Source organism: Pseudomonas danubii, assembly GCF_042980055.1.
Lineage (GTDB): Bacteria > Pseudomonadota > Gammaproteobacteria > Pseudomonadales > Pseudomonadaceae > Aquipseudomonas > Aquipseudomonas danubii.
The window spans coordinates 475,276-497,757 of record NZ_CP116502.1 but is presented as its reverse complement, the minus strand read 5'-3'; the positions used below and the strand labels follow the sequence as shown (position 1 = coordinate 497,757).

At 55.6% G+C, this 22,482-nt stretch carries 33 protein-coding genes; 32 read left to right on the top strand and 1 reads right to left on the bottom strand.

The window, feature by feature from the left end; all coding sequences use genetic code 11:
• Positions 1–2: 2 nt before the first annotated feature.
• From fusA to bfr, 32 genes are all read left to right on the top strand, one after another.
• A complete protein-coding gene (fusA, locus tag PFZ56_RS02410; RefSeq protein WP_102882402.1) occupies positions 3–2,150 on the top strand; it encodes an elongation factor G in 2,148 nt (715 codons plus the stop codon).
• 34 nt (positions 2,151–2,184) lie between these two features.
• A complete protein-coding gene (gene tuf, locus PFZ56_RS02405; protein WP_060841339.1) occupies positions 2,185–3,378 on the top strand; it encodes an elongation factor Tu in 1,194 nt (397 codons plus the stop codon).
• A gap of 140 nt (positions 3,379–3,518) precedes the next feature.
• On the top strand, positions 3,519–3,830 hold the full coding sequence (gene rpsJ / locus PFZ56_RS02400) for a 30S ribosomal protein S10 (RefSeq protein ID WP_003186070.1): 312 nt from the start codon (positions 3,519–3,521) through the stop codon (positions 3,828–3,830).
• A gap of 80 nt (positions 3,831–3,910) precedes the next feature.
• On the top strand, positions 3,911–4,546 hold the full coding sequence (gene rplC, locus PFZ56_RS02395) for a 50S ribosomal protein L3 (RefSeq protein WP_007924205.1): 636 nt from the start codon (positions 3,911–3,913) through the stop codon (positions 4,544–4,546).
• A 12-nt stretch (positions 4,547–4,558) separates the two neighbouring features.
• Complete coding sequence (rplD, locus tag PFZ56_RS02390; protein WP_007924200.1) at positions 4,559–5,161, top strand: 50S ribosomal protein L4; 603 nt, start codon at positions 4,559–4,561, stop codon at positions 5,159–5,161.
• Complete coding sequence (gene rplW, locus PFZ56_RS02385; RefSeq protein WP_002555488.1) at positions 5,158–5,457, top strand: 50S ribosomal protein L23; 300 nt, start codon at positions 5,158–5,160, stop codon at positions 5,455–5,457. Before rplD ends, rplW begins: the two co-directional genes overlap by 4 nt.
• 14 nt (positions 5,458–5,471) lie before the next feature.
• On the top strand, positions 5,472–6,296 hold the full coding sequence (gene rplB / locus PFZ56_RS02380; protein WP_011063775.1) for a 50S ribosomal protein L2: 825 nt from the start codon (positions 5,472–5,474) through the stop codon (positions 6,294–6,296).
• A gap of 16 nt (positions 6,297–6,312) precedes the next feature.
• A complete protein-coding gene (gene rpsS / locus PFZ56_RS02375) occupies positions 6,313–6,588 on the top strand; it encodes a 30S ribosomal protein S19 (protein ID WP_002555486.1) in 276 nt (91 codons plus the stop codon).
• A gap of 13 nt (positions 6,589–6,601) precedes the next feature.
• Positions 6,602–6,934, top strand: coding sequence for a 50S ribosomal protein L22 (gene rplV / locus PFZ56_RS02370; protein ID WP_003103908.1), 333 nt, complete (start codon positions 6,602–6,604; stop codon positions 6,932–6,934).
• A 13-nt stretch (positions 6,935–6,947) separates the two neighbouring features.
• A complete protein-coding gene (gene rpsC / locus PFZ56_RS02365; RefSeq protein WP_007924192.1) occupies positions 6,948–7,634 on the top strand; it encodes a 30S ribosomal protein S3 in 687 nt (228 codons plus the stop codon).
• 12 nt (positions 7,635–7,646) lie between these two features.
• Positions 7,647–8,060 (top strand): 50S ribosomal protein L16, encoded by a 414-nt coding sequence (gene rplP / locus PFZ56_RS02360; protein ID WP_003228729.1) that lies wholly within the window; start codon positions 7,647–7,649, stop codon positions 8,058–8,060.
• Positions 8,060–8,251: a 50S ribosomal protein L29 gene (rpmC, locus tag PFZ56_RS02355; RefSeq protein WP_002555481.1), complete on the top strand. Its 192-nt coding sequence runs from the start codon at positions 8,060–8,062 to the stop codon at positions 8,249–8,251. The genes rplP and rpmC overlap by 1 nt, the downstream gene beginning before the upstream one ends.
• Before the next feature lie 2 nt (positions 8,252–8,253).
• Positions 8,254–8,520 carry a 30S ribosomal protein S17 gene (gene rpsQ / locus PFZ56_RS02350; protein WP_003194644.1) on the top strand — a complete coding sequence of 89 codons (267 nt, stop codon included), beginning with the start codon at positions 8,254–8,256 and terminating at the stop codon, positions 8,518–8,520.
• Between the two features lie 23 nt (positions 8,521–8,543).
• Complete coding sequence (gene rplN / locus PFZ56_RS02345; protein WP_002555479.1) at positions 8,544–8,912, top strand: 50S ribosomal protein L14; 369 nt, start codon at positions 8,544–8,546, stop codon at positions 8,910–8,912.
• 11 nt (positions 8,913–8,923) lie between these two features.
• Positions 8,924–9,238, top strand: a complete 315-nt coding sequence (gene rplX, locus PFZ56_RS02340; RefSeq protein WP_007896770.1) for a 50S ribosomal protein L24 — start codon at positions 8,924–8,926, stop codon at positions 9,236–9,238.
• 20 nt (positions 9,239–9,258) lie between these two features.
• Positions 9,259–9,798 (top strand): 50S ribosomal protein L5, encoded by a 540-nt coding sequence (gene rplE / locus PFZ56_RS02335; protein ID WP_003210069.1) that lies wholly within the window; start codon positions 9,259–9,261, stop codon positions 9,796–9,798.
• 13 nt (positions 9,799–9,811) lie between these two features.
• Positions 9,812–10,117: a 30S ribosomal protein S14 gene (gene rpsN, locus PFZ56_RS02330; protein ID WP_003228726.1), complete on the top strand. Its 306-nt coding sequence runs from the start codon at positions 9,812–9,814 to the stop codon at positions 10,115–10,117.
• 208 nt (positions 10,118–10,325) lie between these two features.
• Positions 10,326–10,718, top strand: coding sequence for a 30S ribosomal protein S8 (gene rpsH / locus PFZ56_RS02325; RefSeq protein ID WP_011063773.1), 393 nt, complete (start codon positions 10,326–10,328; stop codon positions 10,716–10,718).
• Between the two features lie 12 nt (positions 10,719–10,730).
• Positions 10,731–11,264, top strand: a complete 534-nt coding sequence (gene rplF, locus PFZ56_RS02320; protein WP_025129400.1) for a 50S ribosomal protein L6 — start codon at positions 10,731–10,733, stop codon at positions 11,262–11,264.
• Between the two features lie 10 nt (positions 11,265–11,274).
• Positions 11,275–11,625: a 50S ribosomal protein L18 gene (rplR, locus tag PFZ56_RS02315; RefSeq protein WP_003186037.1), complete on the top strand. Its 351-nt coding sequence runs from the start codon at positions 11,275–11,277 to the stop codon at positions 11,623–11,625.
• A 3-nt stretch (positions 11,626–11,628) separates the two neighbouring features.
• Positions 11,629–12,129, top strand: a complete 501-nt coding sequence (gene rpsE / locus PFZ56_RS02310) for a 30S ribosomal protein S5 (RefSeq protein WP_007924184.1) — start codon at positions 11,629–11,631, stop codon at positions 12,127–12,129.
• A 2-nt stretch (positions 12,130–12,131) separates the two neighbouring features.
• Entirely contained in the window at positions 12,132–12,308 is a 177-nt protein-coding gene (gene rpmD / locus PFZ56_RS02305) for a 50S ribosomal protein L30 (RefSeq protein WP_003176408.1), read from the top strand.
• 3 nt (positions 12,309–12,311) lie between these two features.
• A complete protein-coding gene (gene rplO, locus PFZ56_RS02300; protein ID WP_007924183.1) occupies positions 12,312–12,746 on the top strand; it encodes a 50S ribosomal protein L15 in 435 nt (144 codons plus the stop codon).
• Entirely contained in the window at positions 12,747–14,075 is a 1,329-nt protein-coding gene (gene secY / locus PFZ56_RS02295; RefSeq protein ID WP_007924182.1) for a preprotein translocase subunit SecY, read from the top strand.
• 24 nt (positions 14,076–14,099) lie between these two features.
• Positions 14,100–14,216 (top strand): 50S ribosomal protein L36, encoded by a 117-nt coding sequence (rpmJ, locus tag PFZ56_RS02290; protein WP_002555468.1) that lies wholly within the window; start codon positions 14,100–14,102, stop codon positions 14,214–14,216.
• Positions 14,217–14,346: 130 nt separating this feature from the next.
• A complete protein-coding gene (rpsM, locus tag PFZ56_RS02285) occupies positions 14,347–14,703 on the top strand; it encodes a 30S ribosomal protein S13 (RefSeq protein ID WP_003186020.1) in 357 nt (118 codons plus the stop codon).
• Between the two features lie 30 nt (positions 14,704–14,733).
• Complete coding sequence (gene rpsK / locus PFZ56_RS02280; RefSeq protein WP_007924177.1) at positions 14,734–15,123, top strand: 30S ribosomal protein S11; 390 nt, start codon at positions 14,734–14,736, stop codon at positions 15,121–15,123.
• An 18-nt stretch (positions 15,124–15,141) separates the two neighbouring features.
• Positions 15,142–15,762, top strand: a complete 621-nt coding sequence (gene rpsD, locus PFZ56_RS02275; protein WP_011063772.1) for a 30S ribosomal protein S4 — start codon at positions 15,142–15,144, stop codon at positions 15,760–15,762.
• 22 nt (positions 15,763–15,784) lie between these two features.
• Positions 15,785–16,786, top strand: coding sequence for a DNA-directed RNA polymerase subunit alpha (locus tag PFZ56_RS02270; RefSeq protein ID WP_007970428.1), 1,002 nt, complete (start codon positions 15,785–15,787; stop codon positions 16,784–16,786).
• A 42-nt stretch (positions 16,787–16,828) separates the two neighbouring features.
• Entirely contained in the window at positions 16,829–17,215 is a 387-nt protein-coding gene (gene rplQ / locus PFZ56_RS02265; RefSeq protein WP_007924175.1) for a 50S ribosomal protein L17, read from the top strand.
• A 176-nt stretch (positions 17,216–17,391) separates the two neighbouring features.
• Positions 17,392–18,840 (top strand): catalase, encoded by a 1,449-nt coding sequence (locus PFZ56_RS02260; RefSeq protein ID WP_170002186.1) that lies wholly within the window; start codon positions 17,392–17,394, stop codon positions 18,838–18,840.
• 155 nt (positions 18,841–18,995) lie between these two features.
• A complete protein-coding gene (gene bfr / locus PFZ56_RS02255; RefSeq protein ID WP_025129396.1) occupies positions 18,996–19,460 on the top strand; it encodes a bacterioferritin in 465 nt (154 codons plus the stop codon).
• A gap of 117 nt (positions 19,461–19,577) precedes the next feature.
• Here bfr and uvrA read toward each other — a convergent pair whose 3' ends face one another.
• Positions 19,578–22,412, bottom strand: coding sequence for an excinuclease ABC subunit UvrA (gene uvrA / locus PFZ56_RS02250; RefSeq protein WP_102882401.1), 2,835 nt, complete (start codon positions 22,410–22,412; stop codon positions 19,578–19,580).
• Between the last annotated feature and the right edge of the window lie 70 nt (positions 22,413–22,482).

Here is a 22,482-nt window from a genome sequence, read left to right as displayed (position 1 = left end):
TTATGGCTCGTACTACAGCAATCAACCGCTACCGTAACATCGGTATCTGTGCCCACGTTGACGCGGGCAAGACTACCACTACCGAGCGGATCCTGTTTTACACAGGTCTCAGCCATAAGATGGGTGAGGTGCATGACGGCGCTGCTACCACCGACTGGATGGTGCAGGAGCAGGAGCGGGGTATCACCATTACCTCCGCTGCTGTAACTACCTTCTGGAAAGGTTCGCGCGGCCAATACGATAACTATCGTGTAAACGTTATCGATACCCCCGGCCACGTAGACTTCACCATCGAAGTAGAGCGTTCGCTGCGCGTACTCGACGGCGCGGTCGTTGTGTTCTGCGGTACTTCCGGTGTTGAGCCTCAGTCTGAAACCGTATGGCGTCAAGCCAACAAGTACGGCGTTCCACGTGTTGTTTACGTGAACAAGATGGACCGTGCCGGCGCTAACTTCCTGCGCGTTGTTGGTCAGATCAAAAACCGCCTGGGTCACACCCCGGTTCCGGTTCAGCTGGCTATCGGCGCTGAAGATAACTTCGAAGGTCAGGTTGATCTGATCAAGATGAAGGCTATCTACTGGAACGACGACGACAAGGGTACTACCTATCGTGAGGAAGAAATTCCTGCCGATATGCTGGATCTGGCTAACGAGTGGCGCTCCAACATGGTTGAAGCTGCTGCTGAAGCCAACGAAGAGTTGATGAACAAGTACCTTGAAGAAGGTGATCTGACTCCAGAAGAGATCAAGGCTGGTCTGCGTGCGCGCACCCTGGCTAGCGAAATCGTTCCGGCAGTCTGCGGCTCTTCGTTCAAGAACAAGGGTGTTCCCCTGGTTCTCGACGCCGTTATCGACTTCCTGCCTGCTCCTACCGAGATCCCGGCGATCAAAGGTATCCATCCGGATCTCATCGAGAAGCCGAAGGATGAGCTGGTAGAGGCTGATTACGACGAGCGTCACGCTGACGATTCTGAACCGTTCTCGGCTCTGGCATTCAAGATCGCTACCGACCCGTTCGTTGGTACTCTGACTTTCGTGCGCGTTTACTCGGGCTTCCTGAGCTCGGGCGACTCCGTGATCAACTCGGTCAAGGGCAAGAAAGAGCGCGTTGGTCGTATGGTGCAGATGCACGCCAACCAGCGTGAGGAGATCAAGGAAGTACGTGCAGGCGATATCGCTGCCCTGATCGGCATGAAGGACGTCACCACTGGTGACACTCTGTGCGATCTCGACAAGCAGATCATTCTTGAGCGTATGGACTTCCCTGAGCCTGTGATTTCGGTAGCGGTAGAGCCGAAAACCAAGCAGGACCAGGAAAAGATGGGTATTGCACTGGGCAAGCTGGCTCAGGAAGACCCGTCGTTCCGCGTCAAGACCGACGAAGAGACCGGTCAGACCATCATTTCCGGTATGGGTGAGCTGCACCTGGACATCCTCGTTGATCGCATGAAGCGCGAGTTCAACGTCGAAGCCAACATCGGCAAGCCGCAGGTTTCGTACCGCGAGAAGATCAGCAAGAGCAACGTCGAGATCGAAGGCAAGTTCGTTCGTCAATCCGGCGGTCGCGGTCAGTTCGGTCACTGCTGGATCCGTTTCTCGGAGCCGGACGTCGATGCGAACGGCAACATCACCGAAGGTCTGGTCTTCACCAACGAAGTTGTTGGTGGTGTGGTTCCTAAGGAATACATCCCGGCTATCCAGAAGGGTATCGAAGAGCAGATGAAGAACGGCGTCGTTGCCGGTTATCCGCTGATCGGCCTGAAGGCTACCGTGTTCGATGGTTCCTACCACGACGTCGACTCCAACGAGATGGCGTTCAAGGTGGCGGCCTCCATGGCGACCAAGCAGCTGGCCCAGAAGGGTGGCGGCGTTGTGCTCGAGCCGATCATGAAGGTTGAGGTAGTAACCCCAGAGGACTACATGGGTGACGTGATGGGTGACCTGAACCGTCGTCGTGGTCTGATTCAGGGTATGGATGACTCGGTGTCCGGCAAGGTTATCCGTGCTGAAGTTCCACTGGGTGAAATGTTCGGTTATGCAACTGACGTTCGTTCCATGTCTCAGGGTCGCGCGAGCTACTCCATGGAATTCTCCAAATACGCCGAAGCTCCGTCGAACATCGTCGAAGCTCTCGTTAAAAAACAAGGCTGATTCAGTCTCCCCTTTAGGCTAGGAGTTAATTGTCGTGGCTAAAGAAAAATTTGAACGTAACAAACCGCACGTCAACGTTGGCACTATCGGTCACGTTGACCACGGTAAAACCACTCTGACTGCTGCTCTGACTCGCGTTTGCTCCGAAGTTTTCGGTTCGGCTCGTGTTGACTTCGACAAGATCGACAGCGCTCCAGAAGAAAAAGCTCGTGGTATCACCATCAACACTGCACACGTAGAGTACGATTCGCACATTCGTCACTACGCGCACGTTGACTGCCCAGGTCACGCCGACTACGTCAAAAACATGATCACCGGTGCTGCCCAGATGGACGGCGCGATCCTGGTTTGCTCGGCTGCCGATGGTCCGATGCCACAAACTCGTGAGCACATCCTGCTGTCCCGTCAGGTAGGCGTTCCGTACATCGTTGTCTTCCTGAACAAGGCTGACATGGTTGACGACGCTGAGCTGCTGGAACTGGTTGAGATGGAAGTGCGCGACCTGCTGAGCACTTACGACTTCCCAGGTGACGATACTCCGATCATCATCGGTTCGGCTCTGATGGCTCTGAACGGCCAAGACGACAACGAAATGGGTACCACCGCTGTTAAGCGTCTGGTAGAAACTCTGGACACTTACATCCCAGAGCCAGAGCGTGCAATCGACAAGCCGTTCCTGATGCCAATCGAAGACGTATTCTCGATCTCCGGTCGTGGCACCGTGGTAACTGGCCGTGTTGAGCGTGGCATCGTTCGCATCCAGGAAGAAGTTGAGATCGTTGGTCTGCGCGATACTCAGAAGACTACCTGCACTGGCGTTGAAATGTTCCGCAAGCTGCTCGACGAAGGTCGTGCTGGCGAGAACTGCGGCGTTCTGCTGCGTGGTACCAAGCGTGACGACGTTGAGCGTGGCCAGGTTCTGGTTAAGCCAGGCACCGTTAAGCCGCACACCAAGTTCACCGCTGAAGTTTATGTTCTGAGCAAAGAAGAAGGCGGCCGTCATACTCCGTTCTTCAAAGGCTACCGTCCACAGTTCTACTTCCGTACTACTGACGTGACTGGTAACTGCGAGCTGCCAGAAGGCGTTGAAATGGTAATGCCAGGTGACAACATCCAGATGACTGTCACTCTGATCAAAACCATCGCGATGGAAGATGGTCTGCGTTTCGCTATCCGTGAAGGCGGTCGTACCGTCGGCGCCGGCGTCGTAGCCAAAGTTATCGAGTAATCGACGACTCATGAAGAAGCCCCCGCTTGCGGGGGCTTTTTTATTGGGTTGACACTCTGTGGGGCCGTCTATAGAATTGCGCCTCCTTTTAACGGGCGTATTGCGCCCGGTGGGAATAGCAGCCTGGAGTCTGAAATCCAATGCAAAATCAGCAAATCCGTATCAGGTTGAAGGCTTTCGACCATCGCCTGATCGACCAATCCACCCAGGAAATCGTGGAAACCGCGAAACGTACTGGTGCTCAAGTGCGTGGTCCAATTCCACTGCCTACCCGTAAAGAGCGGTTCACCGTTCTGGTCTCCCCGCACGTCAACAAAGACGCGCGTGACCAGTACGAGATCCGTACTCATAAGCGCGTACTGGACATCGTCCAGCCAACGGATAAAACCGTTGATGCTCTTATGAAGCTTGATCTTGCGGCAGGTGTGGAAGTGCAGATCAGCCTCGGCTAAGACTCGGTCTTAGTCGTGTAACGCTCTGAAATGGGCGGCCATAGCGGGTGAAAGCCCCGTACACTCATGAGGTTTACAACATGACTATTGGTGTAGTCGGTCGTAAATGCGGTATGACCCGTATTTTCACCGAAGAAGGTGTCTCCATTCCGGTCACGGTCATTGAGATCGAGCCGAATCGCGTCACCCAGTTCAAAACTGAAGAAACCGATGGCTATCGTGCAGTGCAAGTCACTGTAGGTGAGCGTCGTGCTTCGCGCGTGACTGCTGCTCAAGCAGGTCACTTCGCTAAAGCGAACGTTGCTGCCGGTCGTGGCGTTTGGGAATTCCGTCTTGAAGAAGGCGAGTACCAAGCTGGCGATCTGATCAATGCAGAAATCTTCGCAGCTGGCCAACTGGTAGATGTTACCGGTCAGTCGAAAGGTAAAGGCTTCGCCGGTACCATCAAGCGTTGGAATTTCCGCGGTCAAGATAACACCCACGGTAACTCCGTTTCCCACCGCGTCCCGGGCTCTATTGGCCAGTGCCAGACTCCTGGTCGTGTATTCAAGGGCAAAAAAATGTCCGGTCATATGGGCGCTGAGCGCGTGACCGTGCAGTCCCTGGAAGTAGTGCGCGTCGACGCTGAACGCAATCTGTTGTTGGTCAAGGGTGCTGTTCCTGGCGCTACTGGCGGCAACCTGGTTGTACGTCCGGCGGCCAAGGCTCGCGGTTAAGGGGAAGCTGACATGCAATTAAATGTAAATGACGCTCAAGCGATCGAAGTTTCCGAACTGACATTTGGCGGCGAATTCAACGAGACGCTGGTTCACCAAGCAGTCGTGGCCTACATGGCTGGCGGCCGTCAAGGTAGCAAGCAGCAAAAGACCCGTTCCGACGTTTCCGGTGGCGGCAAGCGCCCATGGCGTCAGAAAGGTACTGGCCGTGCTCGTGCCGGTACTATCCGTAGCCCAATCTGGCGTGGCGGCGGTACCACTTTCGCAGCTCGTCCTCAGGATCACTCCCAGAAGCTGAACAAGAAGATGTATCGCGCAGCAATGCGTTCCATCCTTGCTGAGCTGGTGCGTACTGATCGTCTGGTCGTGGTTCAGGATTTCGCTGTTGAAACTCCGAAAACCAAAGATCTGCTGGGCAAACTGAACAACATGAGCCTGACCGACGTTCTGATCGTGTCGGACGCTGTTGATCAGAACCTGTACCTGGCTGCTCGTAACCTGCCACACGTTGATGTTCGTGACGTGCAAGGTTCCGATCCAGTTAGTCTGATCGCATACGACAAAGTGTTGATCACTGTGTCGGCCGTGAAGAAATTCGAGGAGCTGCTGGGATGAACCAGGAACGCGTATTTAAAGTTCTGCTTGGCCCGCACGTTTCCGAGAAGGCTACGGTTCTGGCAGACAAGAAAGGCCAGTTCGTTTTCAAGGTTGCTACTGACGCAACCAAGCTGGAAATCAAGAAGGCCGTCGAAAGCCTGTTCAGCGTGAAAGTGGAGCGCGTTACTACCCTGAACGTTCTGGGTAAGAGTAAGCGTACCGCTCGCGGTCTGGGCAAGCGTAATGACTGGAAGAAGGCAGTTATCTCCCTTCAGCCAGGCCAAGATCTCGATTTCAGCAGCAGTGCTGAGTAAGGAAGGGGTGCATCATGGCAATCGTTAAATGCAAACCGACTTCCCCTGGCCGCCGTTTTGTGGTCAAGGTGGTCAACCAGGAGCTGCATAAAGGCGCTCCTCACGCACCGCTGCTCGAGAAGAAATCGAAGTCTGGTGGTCGTAACAACAATGGCCGCATTACCACTCGTCACGTTGGTGGTGGTCATAAGCAGCATTACCGTCTGGTCGACTTCCGTCGCAACGACAAAGATGGCATCGCTGCCACTGTCGAGCGTATCGAATACGATCCAAACCGTACTGCTCACATCGCTCTGCTGCTGTACGCAGATGGCGAGCGTCGCTACATCATCGCCCCTAAGGGTGTGAGCGCTGGCGACCAGCTGATCGCAGGTGCTCTGGCACCGATCAAGCCGGGCAACGCTCTGCAACTGCGCAACATTCCAGTTGGTAGCACCGTACACGGCATCGAACTGAAGCCAGGTAAAGGCGCGCAAATCGCTCGTTCGGCTGGTGCTTCGGCTCAGCTGGTCGCTCGTGAAGGCGTCTACGTGACCCTGCGTCTGCGTTCTGGTGAGATGCGTAAAGTGCTGGCTGAATGCCGTGCGACCCTGGGCGAAGTCTCGAACTCCGAGCACAGCCTGCGTTCGCTGGGTAAAGCTGGTGCCAAACGCTGGCGTGGCGTTCGCCCAACCGTTCGTGGTGTTGCCATGAACCCGGTTGACCACCCACATGGTGGTGGTGAAGGTCGTACCTCTGGTGGTCGTCATCCGGTATCGCCATGGGGCTTCCCGACTAAGGGCGCGAAGACTCGTGGTAATAAGCGTACCGACAAAATGATCGTCCGTCGTCGCAAGTAAATAGAGGGATACGACAGTGCCACGTTCTCTGAAAAAAGGTCCTTTTATTGATCTTCACCTACTGAAGAAGATCGAAGTGGCGGCGGAAAAGAACGATCGCAAACCAGTTAAGACCTGGTCGCGCCGTTCCATGATCCTGCCACAAATGGTCGGTCTGACCATCGCTGTGCATAACGGTCGTCAACATGTTCCAGTTCTCGTGAACGAAGACATGGTCGGCCACAAACTGGGCGAGTTCGCCGGTACCCGTACATATCGCGGGCACGTGGCTGACAAGAAAGCCAAGCGTTAAGGGGTAAGGAATGATGGAAGTAGCCGCTAAGTTGTCGGGCGCTCGAATCTCCGCCCAGAAAGCCCGCTTGGTCGCCGACCAGATCCGCGGGAAGAAGGTGGGCGAAGCGCTCAACCTGTTGGCTTTCAGCAGTAAGAAAGCCGCCGAGATCATGAAGAAAGTGCTGGAGTCGGCCGTAGCCAACGCCGAGCATAACGAAGGCGCAGACGTTGATGACCTGAAGGTCTCCACCGTTTTCGTCAACGAAGGGCGTTCGCTGAAGCGCATCATGCCACGTGCCAAAGGCCGTGCTGATCGCATCGTCAAGCGGTCTTGCCATATCACTGTCAAGGTTGCTGACAAGTAACGGAGTCGAAGAGATGGGTCAGAAAGTACATCCCATTGGCATTCGCCTGGGAATCGTCAAGGAGCACACCTCCGTCTGGTACGCAGACGGTCGGACTTATGCGGACTATTTGCTCGCAGATCTGAATGTGCGTGAGTATCTCCAAGACAAACTAAAAAGCGCGTCCGTAAGCCGTATCGATATCCATCGTCCGGCTCAAACTGCACGCATCACCATCCACACCGCTCGTCCCGGCATCGTGATCGGCAAGAAAGGTGAAGATGTTGAGAAGCTGCGTCAGGACCTGACCAAGCAAATGGGTGTGCCTGTGCACATCAATATCGAAGAGATCCGCAAGCCGGAGCTCGACGGTATGCTGGTTGCGCAGAGCGTAGCTCAGCAGCTGGAGCGTCGCGTAATGTTCCGTCGTGCTATGAAGCGCGCCGTACAGAACGCCATGCGCATTGGTGCCAAAGGCATCAAAATCCAAGTGAGCGGTCGTCTCGGCGGTGCTGAAATCGCACGTACTGAATGGTATCGCGAAGGTCGTGTGCCACTGCACACCCTGCGTGCCGATATCGACTATGCCACCTACGAAGCTCACACCACTTATGGTGTGATCGGTGTGAAGGTTTGGATCTTCAAAGGCGAAGTAATTGGTGGTCGCCAAGAAGAGCTGAAGCCGCAAGCACCTGCGCCTCGTAAAAAAGCTGCTAAGTAAGGGGTACGCCAAATGTTGCAACCAAAGCGTACGAAGTTCCGCAAGCAAATGACCGGCCACAACCGTGGTCTGGCATTGCGCGGTAGCAAAGTCAGCTTCGGCGAGTTCGCGCTGAAGTCTGTTGCTCGTGGTCGTCTCACCGCTCGTCAGATCGAGTCAGCGCGTCGTGCTCTGACCCGTCACGTAAAACGTGGTGGCAAGATCTGGATCCGTGTATTCCCGGACAAGCCTATTTCCAAGAAGCCACTCGAAGTTCGGATGGGTAAAGGTAAGGGTAACGTCGAATACTGGGTTGCCCAGATTCAGCCAGGCAAAGTCCTGTATGAAATCGAGGGTGTTTCTGAAGAGCTGGCGCGTGAGGCTTTCGCCCTGGCTGCTGCAAAGCTGCCGCTCGCCACCTCCTTTGTTAAGCGGACGGTGATGTGATGAAAGCGAATGAACTTCGTGAAAAATCCGCACAGCAGCTGAACGAGCAACTGCTCGGCCTGCTGCGCGACCAGTTCAATCTGCGTATGCAGAAAGCAACTGGCCAGTTGGGGCAGTCTCATCTGCTCTCGCAAGTTAAGCGTGACATCGCTCGCGTGAAGACTGTGCTCAACCAGCAGGCAGGTAAGTAATCATGGCTGAAGCCGAAAAAACTGTCCGTACGCTGACTGGCCGTGTTGTCAGCGACAAGATGGACAAGACCATCACCGTTCTGATCGAGCGTCGCGTTAAGCACCCTATCTACGGTAAATACGTTAAGCGTTCGACTAAGCTGCACGCGCACGACGAAACCAATCAGTGCCACATCGGCGACAAAGTCACTATTCGTGAAACTCGTCCGATGGCCAAGACCAAGTCTTGGGCTCTGGTTGATGTTCTCGAACGCGCTGTGGAAGTCTAAGGGCTAGGGGTCGGAGAAATTATATGATTCAGACTCAATCCATGCTCGATGTGGCCGATAACAGCGGCGCTCGCCGCGTTATGTGCATCAAGGTGCTGGGTGGCTCCCATCGTCGTTACGCTGGTATCGGTGACATCATCAAAGTTACCGTCAAGGAAGCAATTCCTCGCGGTAAGGTGAAAAAAGGCCAAGTGATGACTGCAGTTGTAGTCCGCACTCGCCATGGTGTTCGTCGTGCAGACGGCTCCATCATCCGCTTTGATGGCAACGCTGCTGTTCTGTTGAACAACAAGCAAGAGCCGATCGGCACCCGTATCTTTGGGCCAGTGACCCGTGAACTTCGTACTGAGAAGTTCATGAAGATCGTCTCGCTCGCCCCAGAAGTGCTGTAAGGAGATCCGACATGCAAAAGATTCGTCGTGACGACGAGATCATCGTGATCGCCGGCAAAGACAAAGGTAAGCGCGGTAAGGTGCTTAAAGTTCTGGCTGATGACCGTCTGGTTGTCGGTGGCCTGAACCTGGTCAAGCGTCATACCAAGCCTAACCCGATGTCGGGCGTACAGGGCGGTATCGTCGAGAAAGAAGCGCCACTGCACGCTTCCAACGTCGCCATTTTCAACGGCGAAACCAACAAGGCTGACCGCGTTGGTTTCAAAGTAGAAGACGGCAAAAAAATTCGTGTCTTCAAGTCGACCCAAAAAGCGGTTGATGCTTGAACACTGCTAGGTAGAAGACCATGGCACGACTAAAAGAGATTTACCGGAAGGAAATCGCTCCGAAACTTAAGGAAGAACTTAAGCTTTCGAACGTGATGGAAGTTCCGCGCGTTACCAAAATCACCCTGAACATGGGTCTGGGCGAAGCAATCGGCGACAAAAAAGTCATCGAGCATGCTGTTGCTGACCTGGAAAAGATCACCGGCCAGAAAGTCGTTGTGACCTACGCTCGTAAATCCATCGCTGGCTTCAAAGTCCGCGAAGGATGGCCGATCGGCGTCAAAGTGACCCTGCGCCGTGAGCGTATGTACGAGTTCCTGGATCGTCTGCTGTCGATCTCCCTGCCTCGGGTTCGCGACTTCCGCGGCCTGAATGCCAAGTCCTTCGATGGTCGTGGTAACTACAGCATGGGCGTGAAAGAGCAGATCATTTTCCCGGAAATCGATTACGACAAGATCGATGCTCTCCGCGGTCTGGACATTACCCTGACCACCACTGCTAAGAACGATGATGAAGGCCGCGCTCTGCTGCGTGCTTTCAAATTCCCGTTCCGCAACTGATTGGAGTAGGAAAATGGCCAAGAAGAGCATGAAAAACCGTGAGCTGAAGCGTCAGCTTACTGTTGCCAAGTACGCCACCAAGCGTGCAGCGCTGAAAGCTATCATCGTGGATCTGAACGCAAGTCCAGAAGCCCGTTGGGAAGCTACCGTAGCGCTGCAGAAGCAGCCACGTGACGCAAGTGCCTCGCGCATGCGTAACCGCTGCCGCCTGACTGGTCGTCCGCACGGCGTTTACCGCAAGTTCGGCCTTGGCCGTAACAAGCTGCGTGAAGCTGCAATGCGTGGTGACGTACCAGGTCTGGTTAAAGCCAGCTGGTAATAGCTATCAAAGTCGCGGTGTTCGGGTTCGTAAGATCCCGATCACCGGTGGCCTTGAATCTGAATCAAGCCCCTTTTGGGGCTTGATTCATTTCTGGGGTGTGTCTAGAATGACCGGCTCGCCTGAGCCCGTGTTTTTTTGCCCGGAATTTCTCGGCGACAGTTGTAGCCGCAAGGCTAATTCTTTTTGTATCAGGAGCATCTAGCCCATGAGTATGCAGGACCCGTTAGCGGACATGCTAACTCGAATCCGTAATGCCCAGATGGCTGAAAAGTCCGTCGTAAGCATGCCGTCTTCCACGCTGAAGGTGGCTGTAGCAAAAGTCCTGAAGGACGAAGGTTACATCGCGGGTTATCAGATCAGCAGCGAAATCAAACCTCTGCTGTCCATCGAGCTGAAATACTTCGAAGGCCGTCCGGTCATCGAGGAAGTGAAGCGCGTTAGCCGTCCAGGCCTGCGTCAGTACAAGTCCGTTGAAGAGCTGCCGAAAGTACGTGGCGGTCTTGGCGTGTCTATCGTCTCCACCAACAAAGGTGTGATGACTGATCGTGCTGCGCGCGCTGCCGGTGTCGGCGGCGAAGTTCTTTGCACTGTGTTCTAAGGGGGGATAAGCATGTCTCGCGTCGCTAAGAACCCCGTTAAGCTGCCAGCTGGTGTCGAAGTTAAATTCGCCGGCCAACAGCTTTCGGTGAAGGGTGCCAAGGGCACTCTCGAACTGAACGTTCACTCGTCCGTTGAAATTGTTGAGGAAGCTGGTGAGCTGCGTTTCGCTGCTCGCAATGGCGACCAACAAACTCGTGCAATGGCCGGTACCACTCGTGCTCTGGTAAACAACATGGTCCAAGGCGTTAGCCAAGGCTTCGAGCGTAAGCTCCAGCTGGTCGGTGTTGGTTACAAGGCACAAGCAAAAGGCACAGTGCTGAACCTGGCCCTCGGCTTCTCGCATCCAGTGGATTACGAACTGCCGGAAGGCATCACCGCTGAGACTCCTAGCCAGACCGATATCCTGATCAAGGGCATTGATAAGCAGCTGGTAGGTCAAGTGGCCGCTGAGATCCGCGACTTCCGTCCACCAGAGCCTTACAAAGGTAAAGGTGTGCGCTACGCGGACGAAGTCGTCCGTCGTAAAGAAGCCAAGAAGAAGTAGGGCATAGCAAATGACCGACAAAAAAGTTACTCGACTGCGCCGCGCTCGCAAAGCACGCCTGAAAATGCACGAACTCGAAGTCGTGCGTCTCTGCGTGTTCCGCTCTTCGCAGCACATCTACGCCCAGGTCATTTCGGCCGACGGCAACAAAGTCCTGGCGAGTGCCTCGACTTTGGATAAAGAACTGCGTGATGGCGCCACTGGCAACATCGACGCGGCCACTAAGGTTGGCCAGCTGGTCGCTACGCGTGCAAAAGCCGCTGGCGTCTCGCAGGTGGCTTTCGACCGCTCTGGCTTCAAGTACCACGGCCGCGTCAAGGCGCTGGCTGATGCTGCTCGTGAAGCTGGGCTGGAGTTCTAAGTTATGTCAAATAACGACCAAAAGCGCGACGAAGGCTACATCGAGAAGCTGGTTCAAGTTAACCGCGTAGCCAAAACCGTTAAAGGCGGCCGTATCTTCACTTTCACCGCGTTGACCGTGGTTGGTGATGGTAAGGGCCGTGTTGGCTTCGGCCGTGGCAAGTCGCGTGAAGTGCCTGCTGCGATCCAGAAGGCAATGGAAGCTGCTCGCCGCAACATGATCCAAGTTGATCTGAACGGCACCACTCTGCAGTACGCTATGAAGTCCGCTCATGGCGCTTCCAAGGTGTACATGCAGCCTGCTTCTGAAGGTACCGGTATCATCGCTGGCGGCGCTATGCGTGCTGTCCTCGAAGTTGCTGGTGTTCAGAACGTTCTGGCCAAGTGCTACGGCTCGACTAACCCAGTAAACGTGGTTCACGCCACTTTCAAAGGTTTGAAGGCTATGCAGTCCCCTGAATCCATTGCCGCCAAGCGTGGCAAAAGCGTCCAGGAGATCATCTGATCATGGCTACCGTTAAAGTAACGCTGATCAAAAGCATGACCGGCCGTATCCCTAACCACAAACTGTGCGTTAAGGGTCTGGGCCTGCGTCGCATCGGTCACACTGTAGAAGTCCAAGATACTCCCGAGAATCGCGGGATGATCAACAAGGCTTACTACATGCTGCGTGTCGAGGGTTAATCGATGAAACTCAATGATCTGAGTCCAGCGCCGGGTTCCCGTCGCGAAAAGCATCGTCCGGGCCGTGGTATCGGTAGTGGTTTGGGTAAGACTGGTGGCCGTGGTCACAAAGGTCAGACTTCCCGCTCCGGTGGCACCATCGCTCCAGGCTTTGAAGGTGGTCAACAGCCGCTGCATCGTCGCCTGCCGAAGTTCGGTTTCGTTTCCCTGAAAGCCATGGACCGCGCAGAAGTGCGTCTGTCCGAACTGGCCAAAGTGGAAGGCGACATCGTCACCGTGCAGTCCCTGAAAGATGCCAACGTGATTAACCAGAACGTTCAGCGTGTGAAAATCATGCTGTCCGGCGAAGTTACTCGCGCTGTGACCATCAAGGGTATCGCAGCCACCAAAGGTGCGCGTGCGGCTATCGAAGCAGCTGGCGGCAAGTTCGAGGAATAAATGGCTAAGCAAGGTGCTCTCTCTGCGCTCGGCAAAGGCGGTATGTCTGAACTCTGGGCTCGTCTGCGTTTTCTGTTCCTGGCGATTATCGTCTACCGAATAGGCGCACACATCCCGGTTCCAGGTATCAACCCGGACCGACTCGCAGACCTGTTTCGACAGAATGAGGGGACCATTCTTAGCTTGTTCAACATGTTTTCCGGCGGCGCGCTGGAGCGGATGAGCATTTTTGCACTGGGGATCATGCCGTACATCTCGGCTTCGATCATCATGCAACTTATGACAGCCGTCAGTCCGCAGTTGGAGCAGTTGAAGAAGGAAGGTGAAGCTGGCCGTCGCAAGATCAGCCAGTACACCCGCTACGGCACTGTCGTCCTAGCTCTGGTTCAGGCCATCGGCATGTCCGTTGGTCTGGCAGGGCAGGGCGTTGCGTTCACTGGTGACTTTGGCTTCCATTTCGTCGCGGTATCCACGTTTGTGGCTGGTGCGATGTTCATGATGTGGCTGGGTGAGCAGATTACTGAGCGTGGTGTTGGCAACGGTATCTCGATGTTGATTTTCGCAGGTATCGTCGCCGGTCTTCCGAGAGCGATCGGGCAGTCTTTCGAGTCTGCGCGTCAGGGTGATATCAACATTTTTGCCTTGGTTGCGATCGGTTTGCTGGCAGTAGCGATTATCGGTTTTGTGGTGTTCATTGAGCGTGGCCAGCGTCGTATTGCTGTTCACTACGCCAAGCGTCAGCAGGGCCGCAAGGTTTTTGCTGCGCAGACCAGCCACTTGCCGCTGAAAGTGAATATGGCCGGTGTAATTCCTGCTATCTTCGCGAGCAGCATTTTGCTGTTTCCGGCTTCGTTGGGTGCCTGGTTCGGTCAGTCTGAAGGTATGGGCTGGTTGCAGGACATCTCGCAGTCGATCGCTCCTGGTCAGCCGTTGAATATTCTGCTGTTTAGTGCAGGGATTATTTTCTTCTGCTTCTTCTATACGGCGTTGATGTTCAATCCGAAAGACGTAGCGGAAAACCTGAAGAAGTCCGGTGCCTTTATTCCGGGCATCCGTCCAGGTGAGCAGTCGGCGCGCTACATTGACGGCGTTCTGACCCGCTTGACCATGTTCGGTGCTCTATATATGACGGCCGTGTGTCTGTTGCCCCAGTTCCTGGTGGTTGCTGCAAACGTTCCGTTCTACCTTGGCGGGACCTCGTTGCTGATCGTGGTCGTGGTTGTTATGGACTTTATGTCGCAAGTACAATCGCACCTCGTTTCCCACCAGTACGAATCCCTGATGAAGAAAGCCAACCTGAAGGGTTACGGCAGCGGCATGCTGCGCTAATCCATAAGGTTCGAGGAGTTGGTGATGAAAGTTCGTGCATCGGTGAAAAAGCTGTGCCGTAACTGCAAGATTATTCGCCGCGAAGGTGTTGTTCGAGTAATTTGCAGCGCGGAACCGCGTCACAAACAGCGCCAAGGCTGAGTGTGATTGTGCTTCAAGCCCGGCAGCTAGTGCGCTGCCGGGTTGATTATTTGTTATTACAGCGATATTATCTCGCGCCCTATTTCTTGGCTTCCGGGGCGTAGGTAGCTGTCAATTGGAGTCCCACTGAATGGCCCGTATTGCAGGCGTTAACATTCCAGATAACAAGCATACTGTTATCTCGCTGACCTACATCTATGGTGTTGGTCGCACTACTGCGCAGAAAATCTGTGCAGTGACTGGGGTCAACCCAGCTGCGAAGATCAAGGATCTGAGCGACGAGCAAATTGAACAGCTGCGTGGCGAAGTGGCGAAGTTCACCACTGAAGGTGACCTGCGTCGCGAAATCAACATGAAAATCAAACGCTTGATGGATCTGGGCTGCTACCGCGGTCTGCGCCATCGTCGTGGTCTTCCAGTGCGCGGTCAGCGTACCAAGACCAACGCGCGTACTCGCAAAGGTCCGCGTAAGCCGATCCGCAAGTAATCGCACCAGCGAATCGACAGGAATTTAGTCATGGCAAAACCTGCTGCTCGTCCTCGTAAAAAGATTAAAAAGACAGTGGTTGATGGCATCGCCCACATCCACGCGTCTTTCAACAACACCATCGTGACCATTACCGACCGTCAAGGTAACGCTCTTTCCTGGGCAACCTCTGGTGGTTCGGGTTTCCGCGGTTCTCGCAAGTCCACCCCGTTCGCTGCTCAAGTAGCTGCCGAGCGTGCTGGTCAAGCTGCGCTGGAATATGGCCTGAAGAACCTCGACGTTAACGTCAAGGGCCCAGGTCCAGGTCGTGAATCCGCAGTCCGCGCTTTGAACGGCTGTGGCTACAAGATCGCCAGCATCACCGACGTGACGCCAATCCCGCACAACGGGTGCCGTCCGCCGAAGAAGCGCCGCGTGTAATCCAGGAGATTGTAAAGAATGGCTCGTTACATTGGTCCAAAATGCAAACTGGCTCGTCGCGAAGGCACCGATCTCTTCCTGAAGAGCGGCGTGCGCGCTATCGAATCCAAGTGCAACATCGAAGCAGCTCCTGGCATCCACGGCCAGCGTCGTGGTCGTCAATCCGACTACGGTACTCAGCTGCGTGAAAAGCAAAAAGTTCGTCGTATCTACGGCGTGCTCGAGCGTCAATTCAGCGGCTACTACAAACAAGCAGCTGGCAAGAAGGGCGCAACCGGCGAAAACCTGTTGCAACTGCTCGAATGCCGTCTGGACAACGTTGTATACCGCATGGGCTTCGGTTCTACTCGTGCCGAATCCCGTCAGCTGGTATCGCACAAGTCGATCAGCGTAAACGGTCAGACCGTTAACGTTCCGTCCTACCAGGTTCGTGCTGGTGACGTGGTTGCTGTTCGCGAGAAAGCAAAAAATCAACTTCGCATTGTCCAAGCTCTCGATCTGTGTGCTCAACGTGGCCGCGTAGAATGGGTAGAAGTAGACACTGAGAAGAAGTCGGGCGTTTTCAAGAACGTTCCAGCTCGCAGTGATCTGTCCGCCGACATCAACGAAAGCCTGATTGTCGAGCTCTACTCCAAGTAAGGGCTAGAAAATAGGTGCATCCATGCAGATTTCGGTAAATGAGTTCCTGACACCCCGCCACATTGATGTGCAGGTTGTCAGTCCAACCCGCGCCAAGATCACCCTCGAGCCTCTCGAGCGTGGTTTTGGCCACACCCTGGGCAACGCGCTGCGCCGCATCCTGTTGTCCTCAATGCCCGGCTGTGCAGTAGTCGAGGCCGAGATTGACGGTGTGCTCCACGAGTACAGCGCCATCGAAGGTGTACAGGAAGACGTAATTGAAATCCTGTTGAACCTTAAAGGTCTGGCTATCAAGCTGCACGGCCGTGACGAAGTTACGCTGACCTTGTCGAAGAAGGGTTCGGGGGTGGTTACCGCTGCCGATATTCAGCTGGATCATGATGTCGAGATCGTTAACCCCGATCACGTAATCGCTAACCTGGCGTCTAACGGCGCCCTGAACATGAAGCTCGTAGTAGCTCGTGGTCGTGGTTATGAGCCGGCCGACTCGCGTCAGAGCGATGAAGACGAAAGCCGCAGCATTGGTCGCTTGCAGCTTGATTCTTCGTTCAGCCCGGTTCGCCGTATCGCATACGTGGTGGAAAACGCCCGTGTCGAGCAGCGTACTAACCTGGACAAGCTGGTTATTGATCTGGAAACCAACGGTACTCTGGATCCTGAAGAGGCTATCCGTCGTGCTGCAACCATTCTGCAACAGCAGTTGGCTGCGTTCGTCGACCTCAAAGGTGACAGTGAGCCAGTGGTAGTCGAGCAGGAAGACGAGATCGATCCGATCCTGCTTCGCCCGGTTGACGATCTGGAACTGACTGTACGTTCGGCTAACTGCCTTAAGGCGGAAAACATTTACTACATCGGCGACCTGATTCAGCGTACCGAAGTAGAACTGTTGAAGACTCCGAACCTGGGCAAGAAATCCTTGACCGAAATCAAGGACGTTCTGGCCTCCCGCGGTCTGTCCCTCGGCATGCGCCTCGACAACTGGCCGCCTGCAAGTCTTAAGAAGGACGACAAGGCGACTGCCTGATCGTCGTAATCACCGAACGTTGTGTTTGGTAAGGAATGAACCATGCGTCATCGTAAAAGTGGGCGTCACCTGAGCCGCACCAGCTCGCACCGCAAGGCCATGTTCCAGAACATGGCGGTGTCGCTGTTCGAGCACGAGCTGATCAAAACTACACTGCCGAAAGCTAAAGAACTGCGCCGCGTTGCCGAGCCGCTGATCACTTTGGCCAAGACAGACAGCCTGGCTAACCGCCGTCTGGCTTTCGACCGTACTCGTTCGAAAGCTATCGTTGGTAAGCTCTTCAACGACCTGGGCAAGCGTTACGCTACCCGTGAGGGTGGCTACCTGCGCATCCTCAAGTGCGGTTTCCGCGCTGGCGACAACGCTCCTATGGCGTACGTTGAACTGGTTGATCGTGCTGTCGGCGGTGAAGCTGTATCCGCTGAGTAAGACGTCAGTCTGAAACAAGGAACCGGGCCTAGTGCCCGGTTTTTTGTGTCTTTATGTATTAGATATTTCTATCGTTAGCTAATGTGTAATGCATTGGATGTTGTAACACTGGTGGTCAATACTCTTCGTCAGCCGATTAGCCGGCAGTTTCACAGACTGACAGAGGAAGATTGTGCATGAGCCAGACCAAAACTCTTACTACCGCTAGTGGCGCTCCTGTCGCTGATAACCAGAATTCCCGTTCCGCCGGCCCTCGTGGCCCGCTGCTTCTCGACGATTTTCACCTGATCGAAAAGCTCGCCCATTTCAATCGCGAGAATATCCCTGAGCGTCGCGTGCACGCCAAGGGCTCGGGTGCCTACGGCACTTTCACGGTCTCTCGCGACATCACCCAATACACCAGTGCCAAGTTGTTTGAAGCGGTTGGCAAGAAAACTCCGACCTTCCTGCGTTTCTCTACAGTAGGCGGCGAACGTGGTTCGGCTGACACCGAGCGCGATCCCCGCGGCTTTGCCCTCAAGTTCTACACCGAAGAAGGCAACTGGGACATCGTGGGTAACAACACCCCGGTCTTCTTCATTCGTGACCCGCTGAAGTTTCCCGATTTCATCCACACCCAGAAGCGCCTTCCTCAGAGCAACCTGAAAAGTGCTCAGATGATGTGGGATTTCTGGTCGCATTCGCCTGAGGCGCTGCACCAGGTCACCATTCTGTTTTCCGATCGGGGCATTCCAGACGGCTACCGTCATATGCACGGCTTTGGCAGTCACACCTACAGCCTGATAAACGCCAAGGGCGAGCGGCACTGGGTCAAGTGGCACTACAAGACTAAGCAAGGCATCAAGAACCTGGCGCCGGCAGAGGCTGCACGTCTGGCGGGTACCGATCCGGATTACGCTCAGCGCGACCTGTTCAACGCGATCGAGCGCGGCGACTTTCCGAAGTGGAGCGTGTGCATCCAGATCATGACTGAGGCGCAAGCCGCGGCGCACTATGAGAACCCGTTCGATGTGACCAAGACCTGGTCGCAGAAGGAGTTCCCGTTGATCGAGGTTGGCGAGTTGGAGTTGAACCGCAATCCGCTGAACTACTTCGCTGAGGTCGAACAGGCCGCTTTCGGACCAAGCAACATGGTGCCAGGGGTCGGGCTTTCTCCAGATCGCATGCTGCAGGGCCGGGTGTTTGCTTACGCCGATGCTCACCGTTATCGCGTTGGTACCAATCACCAGCAACTGCCAGTGAATGCGCCGCTGAGCCCGGTGAACAGCTATCAGCGCGACGGCTCCATGGCTTTCGGAAGCAATGGCGGTGCTGCGCCGAACTACGAGCCCAACAGCTACAGCGATGCGCCTAAGCAGGCTCCACGCTACGCAGAACCGCCCCTGGCCCTTAGCGGTGGTGCAGACCGCTACGATCATCGCGAAGACACCGACTATTACAGTCATGCAGGAGCTCTGTTCCGCTTGATGAGTGATGAGCAGAAGGCTCTATTGATCAACAACATTGCCGGTGCCATGACTGGAGTGACTGCTGATGTGGTTGATCGTCAGCTGCAACATTTCTATAAGGCTGACCCGGCTTACGGCGAGGGTATTGCCAAGGCTTTGGGTGTATCGCTCAAGTAAGTCTAAATAAGAAGCAGAACCGCCCTCATTTGGGCGGTTTTTGCGTTATTTGTACTGCTTTTCTCAGATAATCTTCACTTTTTCGGTTATTTCTAAGTGACCTGCAAGTCAGCTTGGTTCACACTATCGACTTTCAAGCAGGGAGATGTAGGGCGATGCAAGGTCACCCGGACGTAATCGATTACCTCAACACGTTGCTGACGGGCGAACTGGCAGCACGCGACCAATATTTCATCCACTCGCGGATGTACGAAGACTGGGGCTTTACCAAGCTCTACGAGCGTATCAACCACGAAATGGAAGAAGAGGCGCAACACGCCGATGCCCTGATGCGCCGCATTCTGATGCTGGAAGGCACACCGCGCATGCGTCCTGACGATCTCGACACCGGGACCACGGTGCCGGACATGCTGGCCAGCGACTTGCGCCTTGAATACAAGGTTCGCGCTGCGCTGTGCAAAGGCATCGAGCTGTGTGAACTGCACAAGGACTACGTCAGCCGCGACATTCTGCGTATCCAGTTGGCAGATACCGAGGAAGATCACACCTACTGGCTGGAGAAGCAGTTGGGCCTGATCAAATCCATCGGGCTGGAGAACTACCTGCAGTCGCAGTTCTGACTGCATAAGGCGTGGATACCGGTTTGCGAGCAAGCTCGCTCCTACGGTAGATGCGTCAATCCTGAGATGTAAAAAAGCCCCTGTCACCGTGAGATGACAGGGGCTTTTTCATGGGGCTCAGGCTCGATCGCGGGTTAGCAGCGGCTTGAGGTAGTGCCCGGTGTGGGACTGCGGCATTTCCGCTACCTGTTCCGGGGTGCCGACGGCGATGATCTGGCCGCCTTTGGAGCCGCCTTCCGGCCCCAGGTCCACCAGCCAGTCGGCAGTTTTGATCACATCCAGGTTGTGCTCGATCACTACCACGGTGTTGCCGTGATCACGCAGGCGGTGCAGGACGTCCAGCAATTGCTGGATATCCGCGAAGTGCAACCCAGTGGTCGGTTCATCGAGGATATACAGGGTCTTGCCAGTGTCACGCTTGGACAGCTCGCGTGACAGCTTGACCCGTTGTGCCTCGCCGCCAGACAGCGTGGTAGCCGACTGGCCGAGCTTGATGTAGGACAGGCCCACATCCATCAGGGTCTGTAGCTTACGCGCCAGGGCCGGGACGGGAGCGAAGAACTCGCGGGCCTCCTCGATGGTCATTTCCAGCACCTCGTGGATGCTCTTGCCCTTGTACTTGATCTCCAGCGTCTCGCGGTTGTAGCGCTTGCTCTTGCACACATCGCAGGGCACGTAGATGTCCGGCAGGAAGTGCATCTCGACCTTGATCAAGCCATCGCCCTGGCAGGCTTCACAGCGTCCACCCTTGACGTTGAAGGAGAAACGTCCAGGTCCGTAGCCTCGGGAACGGGACTCTGGAACCCCAGCGAACAACTCGCGGATCGGCGTGAACAGCCCGGTGTAAGTGGCTGGGTTGGAGCGCGGAGTACGACCGATCGGGCTCTGATCGATATCCACGACCTTATCCAGGTGCTGCAGACCATTGATGCTGTCGTGAGGCGCCGCCTCCAGGGTCGTGGCACCGTTCAACGCCGTGGCGCTCAAGGGGAACAGGGTGTTGTTGATCAGCGTCGATTTGCCCGAGCCGGAAACCCCGGTCACGCAGGTCAGCAGTCCGATGGGAATTTCCAGGTCGACATTGCGCAGGTTGTTGCCGCGAGCGCCCTTGAGTGTCAGGGACAGCTTCTTGTTGCGCGGCGTACGTTTGGCCGGCACCACGATCTTCACCCGGCCCGACAAGTACTTGCCTGTCAACGAGTCCGGGTGCGCCATGACTTCAGCAGCCGTGCCTTCGGCGACGATGCGTCCACCGTGCACACCGGCGCCCGGGCCGATATCCACCACATAGTCCGCCAGGCGGATAGCGTCTTCGTCGTGTTCAACCACGATTACGGTGTTGCCAATATCCCGCAGGTGTTTCAGGGTCCCCAGCAGCCGATCATTGTCCCGCTGGTGCAGGCCAATGGATGGTTCGTCGAGGATGTACATGACCCCCACCAGGCCGGCACCGATCTGGCTGGCCAGGCGAATACGCTGAGCTTCGCCGCCGGACAGGGTATCGGCGCTGCGATCCAGGGTGAGGTAGTCGAGCCCGACGTTCACCAAGAACTGCAGGCGCTCGCGGATCTCCTTGAGGATCTTGTCGGCAATCTCACCACGGCGTCCGGTGAGTTTCAGCGTACCGAAGTAGTTCGTGGCATCGCCGATGGGCAGGCTGGTGACCGCCGGCAGGGTCTTCTCGCCGACCCAGACGTGGCGAGCCTCGCGACGCAGGCGCGTGCCACGGCAATCCGGACAGGGCTGGGTGCTGAGGAACTTGGCCAGCTCTTCACGGACGGTGGCCGATTCGGTCTCCCGGTAGCGCCGCTCCAGGTTCGGCACTATGCCTTCGAAGGGGTGGGAGCGCTTGACGATGTCGCCCCGGTCGTTGAGGTACTTGAAGTCGACGTTCTGGGTTCCACTGCCGTGCAGGATGACCTTCTGCTGATCCGCCGGCAGTTGGTTGAACGGTACTTCCAGGCTGAAGCCGTAATGAGAGGCCAGTGAACCGAGCATCTGGAAGTAATAGACGTTGCGTCGGTCCCAGCCGCGAATCGCCCCTTCGGCCAAGGTCAGTTCGCCATTGACCAGGCGCTTGATGTCGAAGAACTGCTTGACCCCCAGACCGTCGCAGGTAGGACAAGCGCCGGCGGGGTTGTTGAAGGAGAACAGCTTGGGTTCCAGTTCGCTGATGGCATGACCGCAAATCGGGCAGGCGAAACGCGCGGAGAAGATCATCTCTTCCCCCGGCTCGTCGTCCATCGGCGCTACCAGGGCAATCCCGTCCGCCAGTTTCAGCGCGGTTTCAAAGGACTCTGCTAGGCGTTGTTGCAGATCGCCACGCACCTTGAAGCGGTCGACCACCACATCGATGGAATGCTTCTTCTGTTTATCCAGCTTCGGCAGCTCGTCCAGTTCAAACAGCTTGCCGTTGACCCGGGCCCGCACGAAGCCCTGGGCCCGCAGCTCTTCAAAGACCGAGAGGTGTTCACCCTTGCGCTCACGAATGACCGGGGCCAGCAGCATCAGCTTGCTGCCTTCGGGCTGCGCCAGCACCAGGTCGACCATCTGGCTGACGGTCTGGGCTTCCAGAGGAATGTCGTGGTCCGGGCAGCGCGGGGTGCCCACGCGAGCATAGAGCAGGCGCAGGTAATCGTAGATTTCGGTAATGGTGCCGACGGTGGAGCGCGGGTTGTGAGAGGTGGATTTCTGTTCGATGGATATCGCCGGCGACAGCCCTTCGATGGTGTCGACATCGGGCTTTTCCATCATCGACAGGAACTGTCGGGCGTAAGCCGACAGCGATTCGACATAGCGGCGCTGGCCTTCGGCATAAAGCGTGTCGAAAGCCAGGGACGACTTGCCGGACCCAGACAGCCCGGTGATGACGATCAACTTGTCCCGCGGCAGGGTCAGGTCGATGTTCTTCAGGTTGTGGGTGCGGGCCCCACGAATCAGAATCTTGTCCAAAAGTGGCCTCGATCGGCGGGCGTAAAGGCAGGAGTATAAAACCAAACACTGGATGGATGCACACTATCAT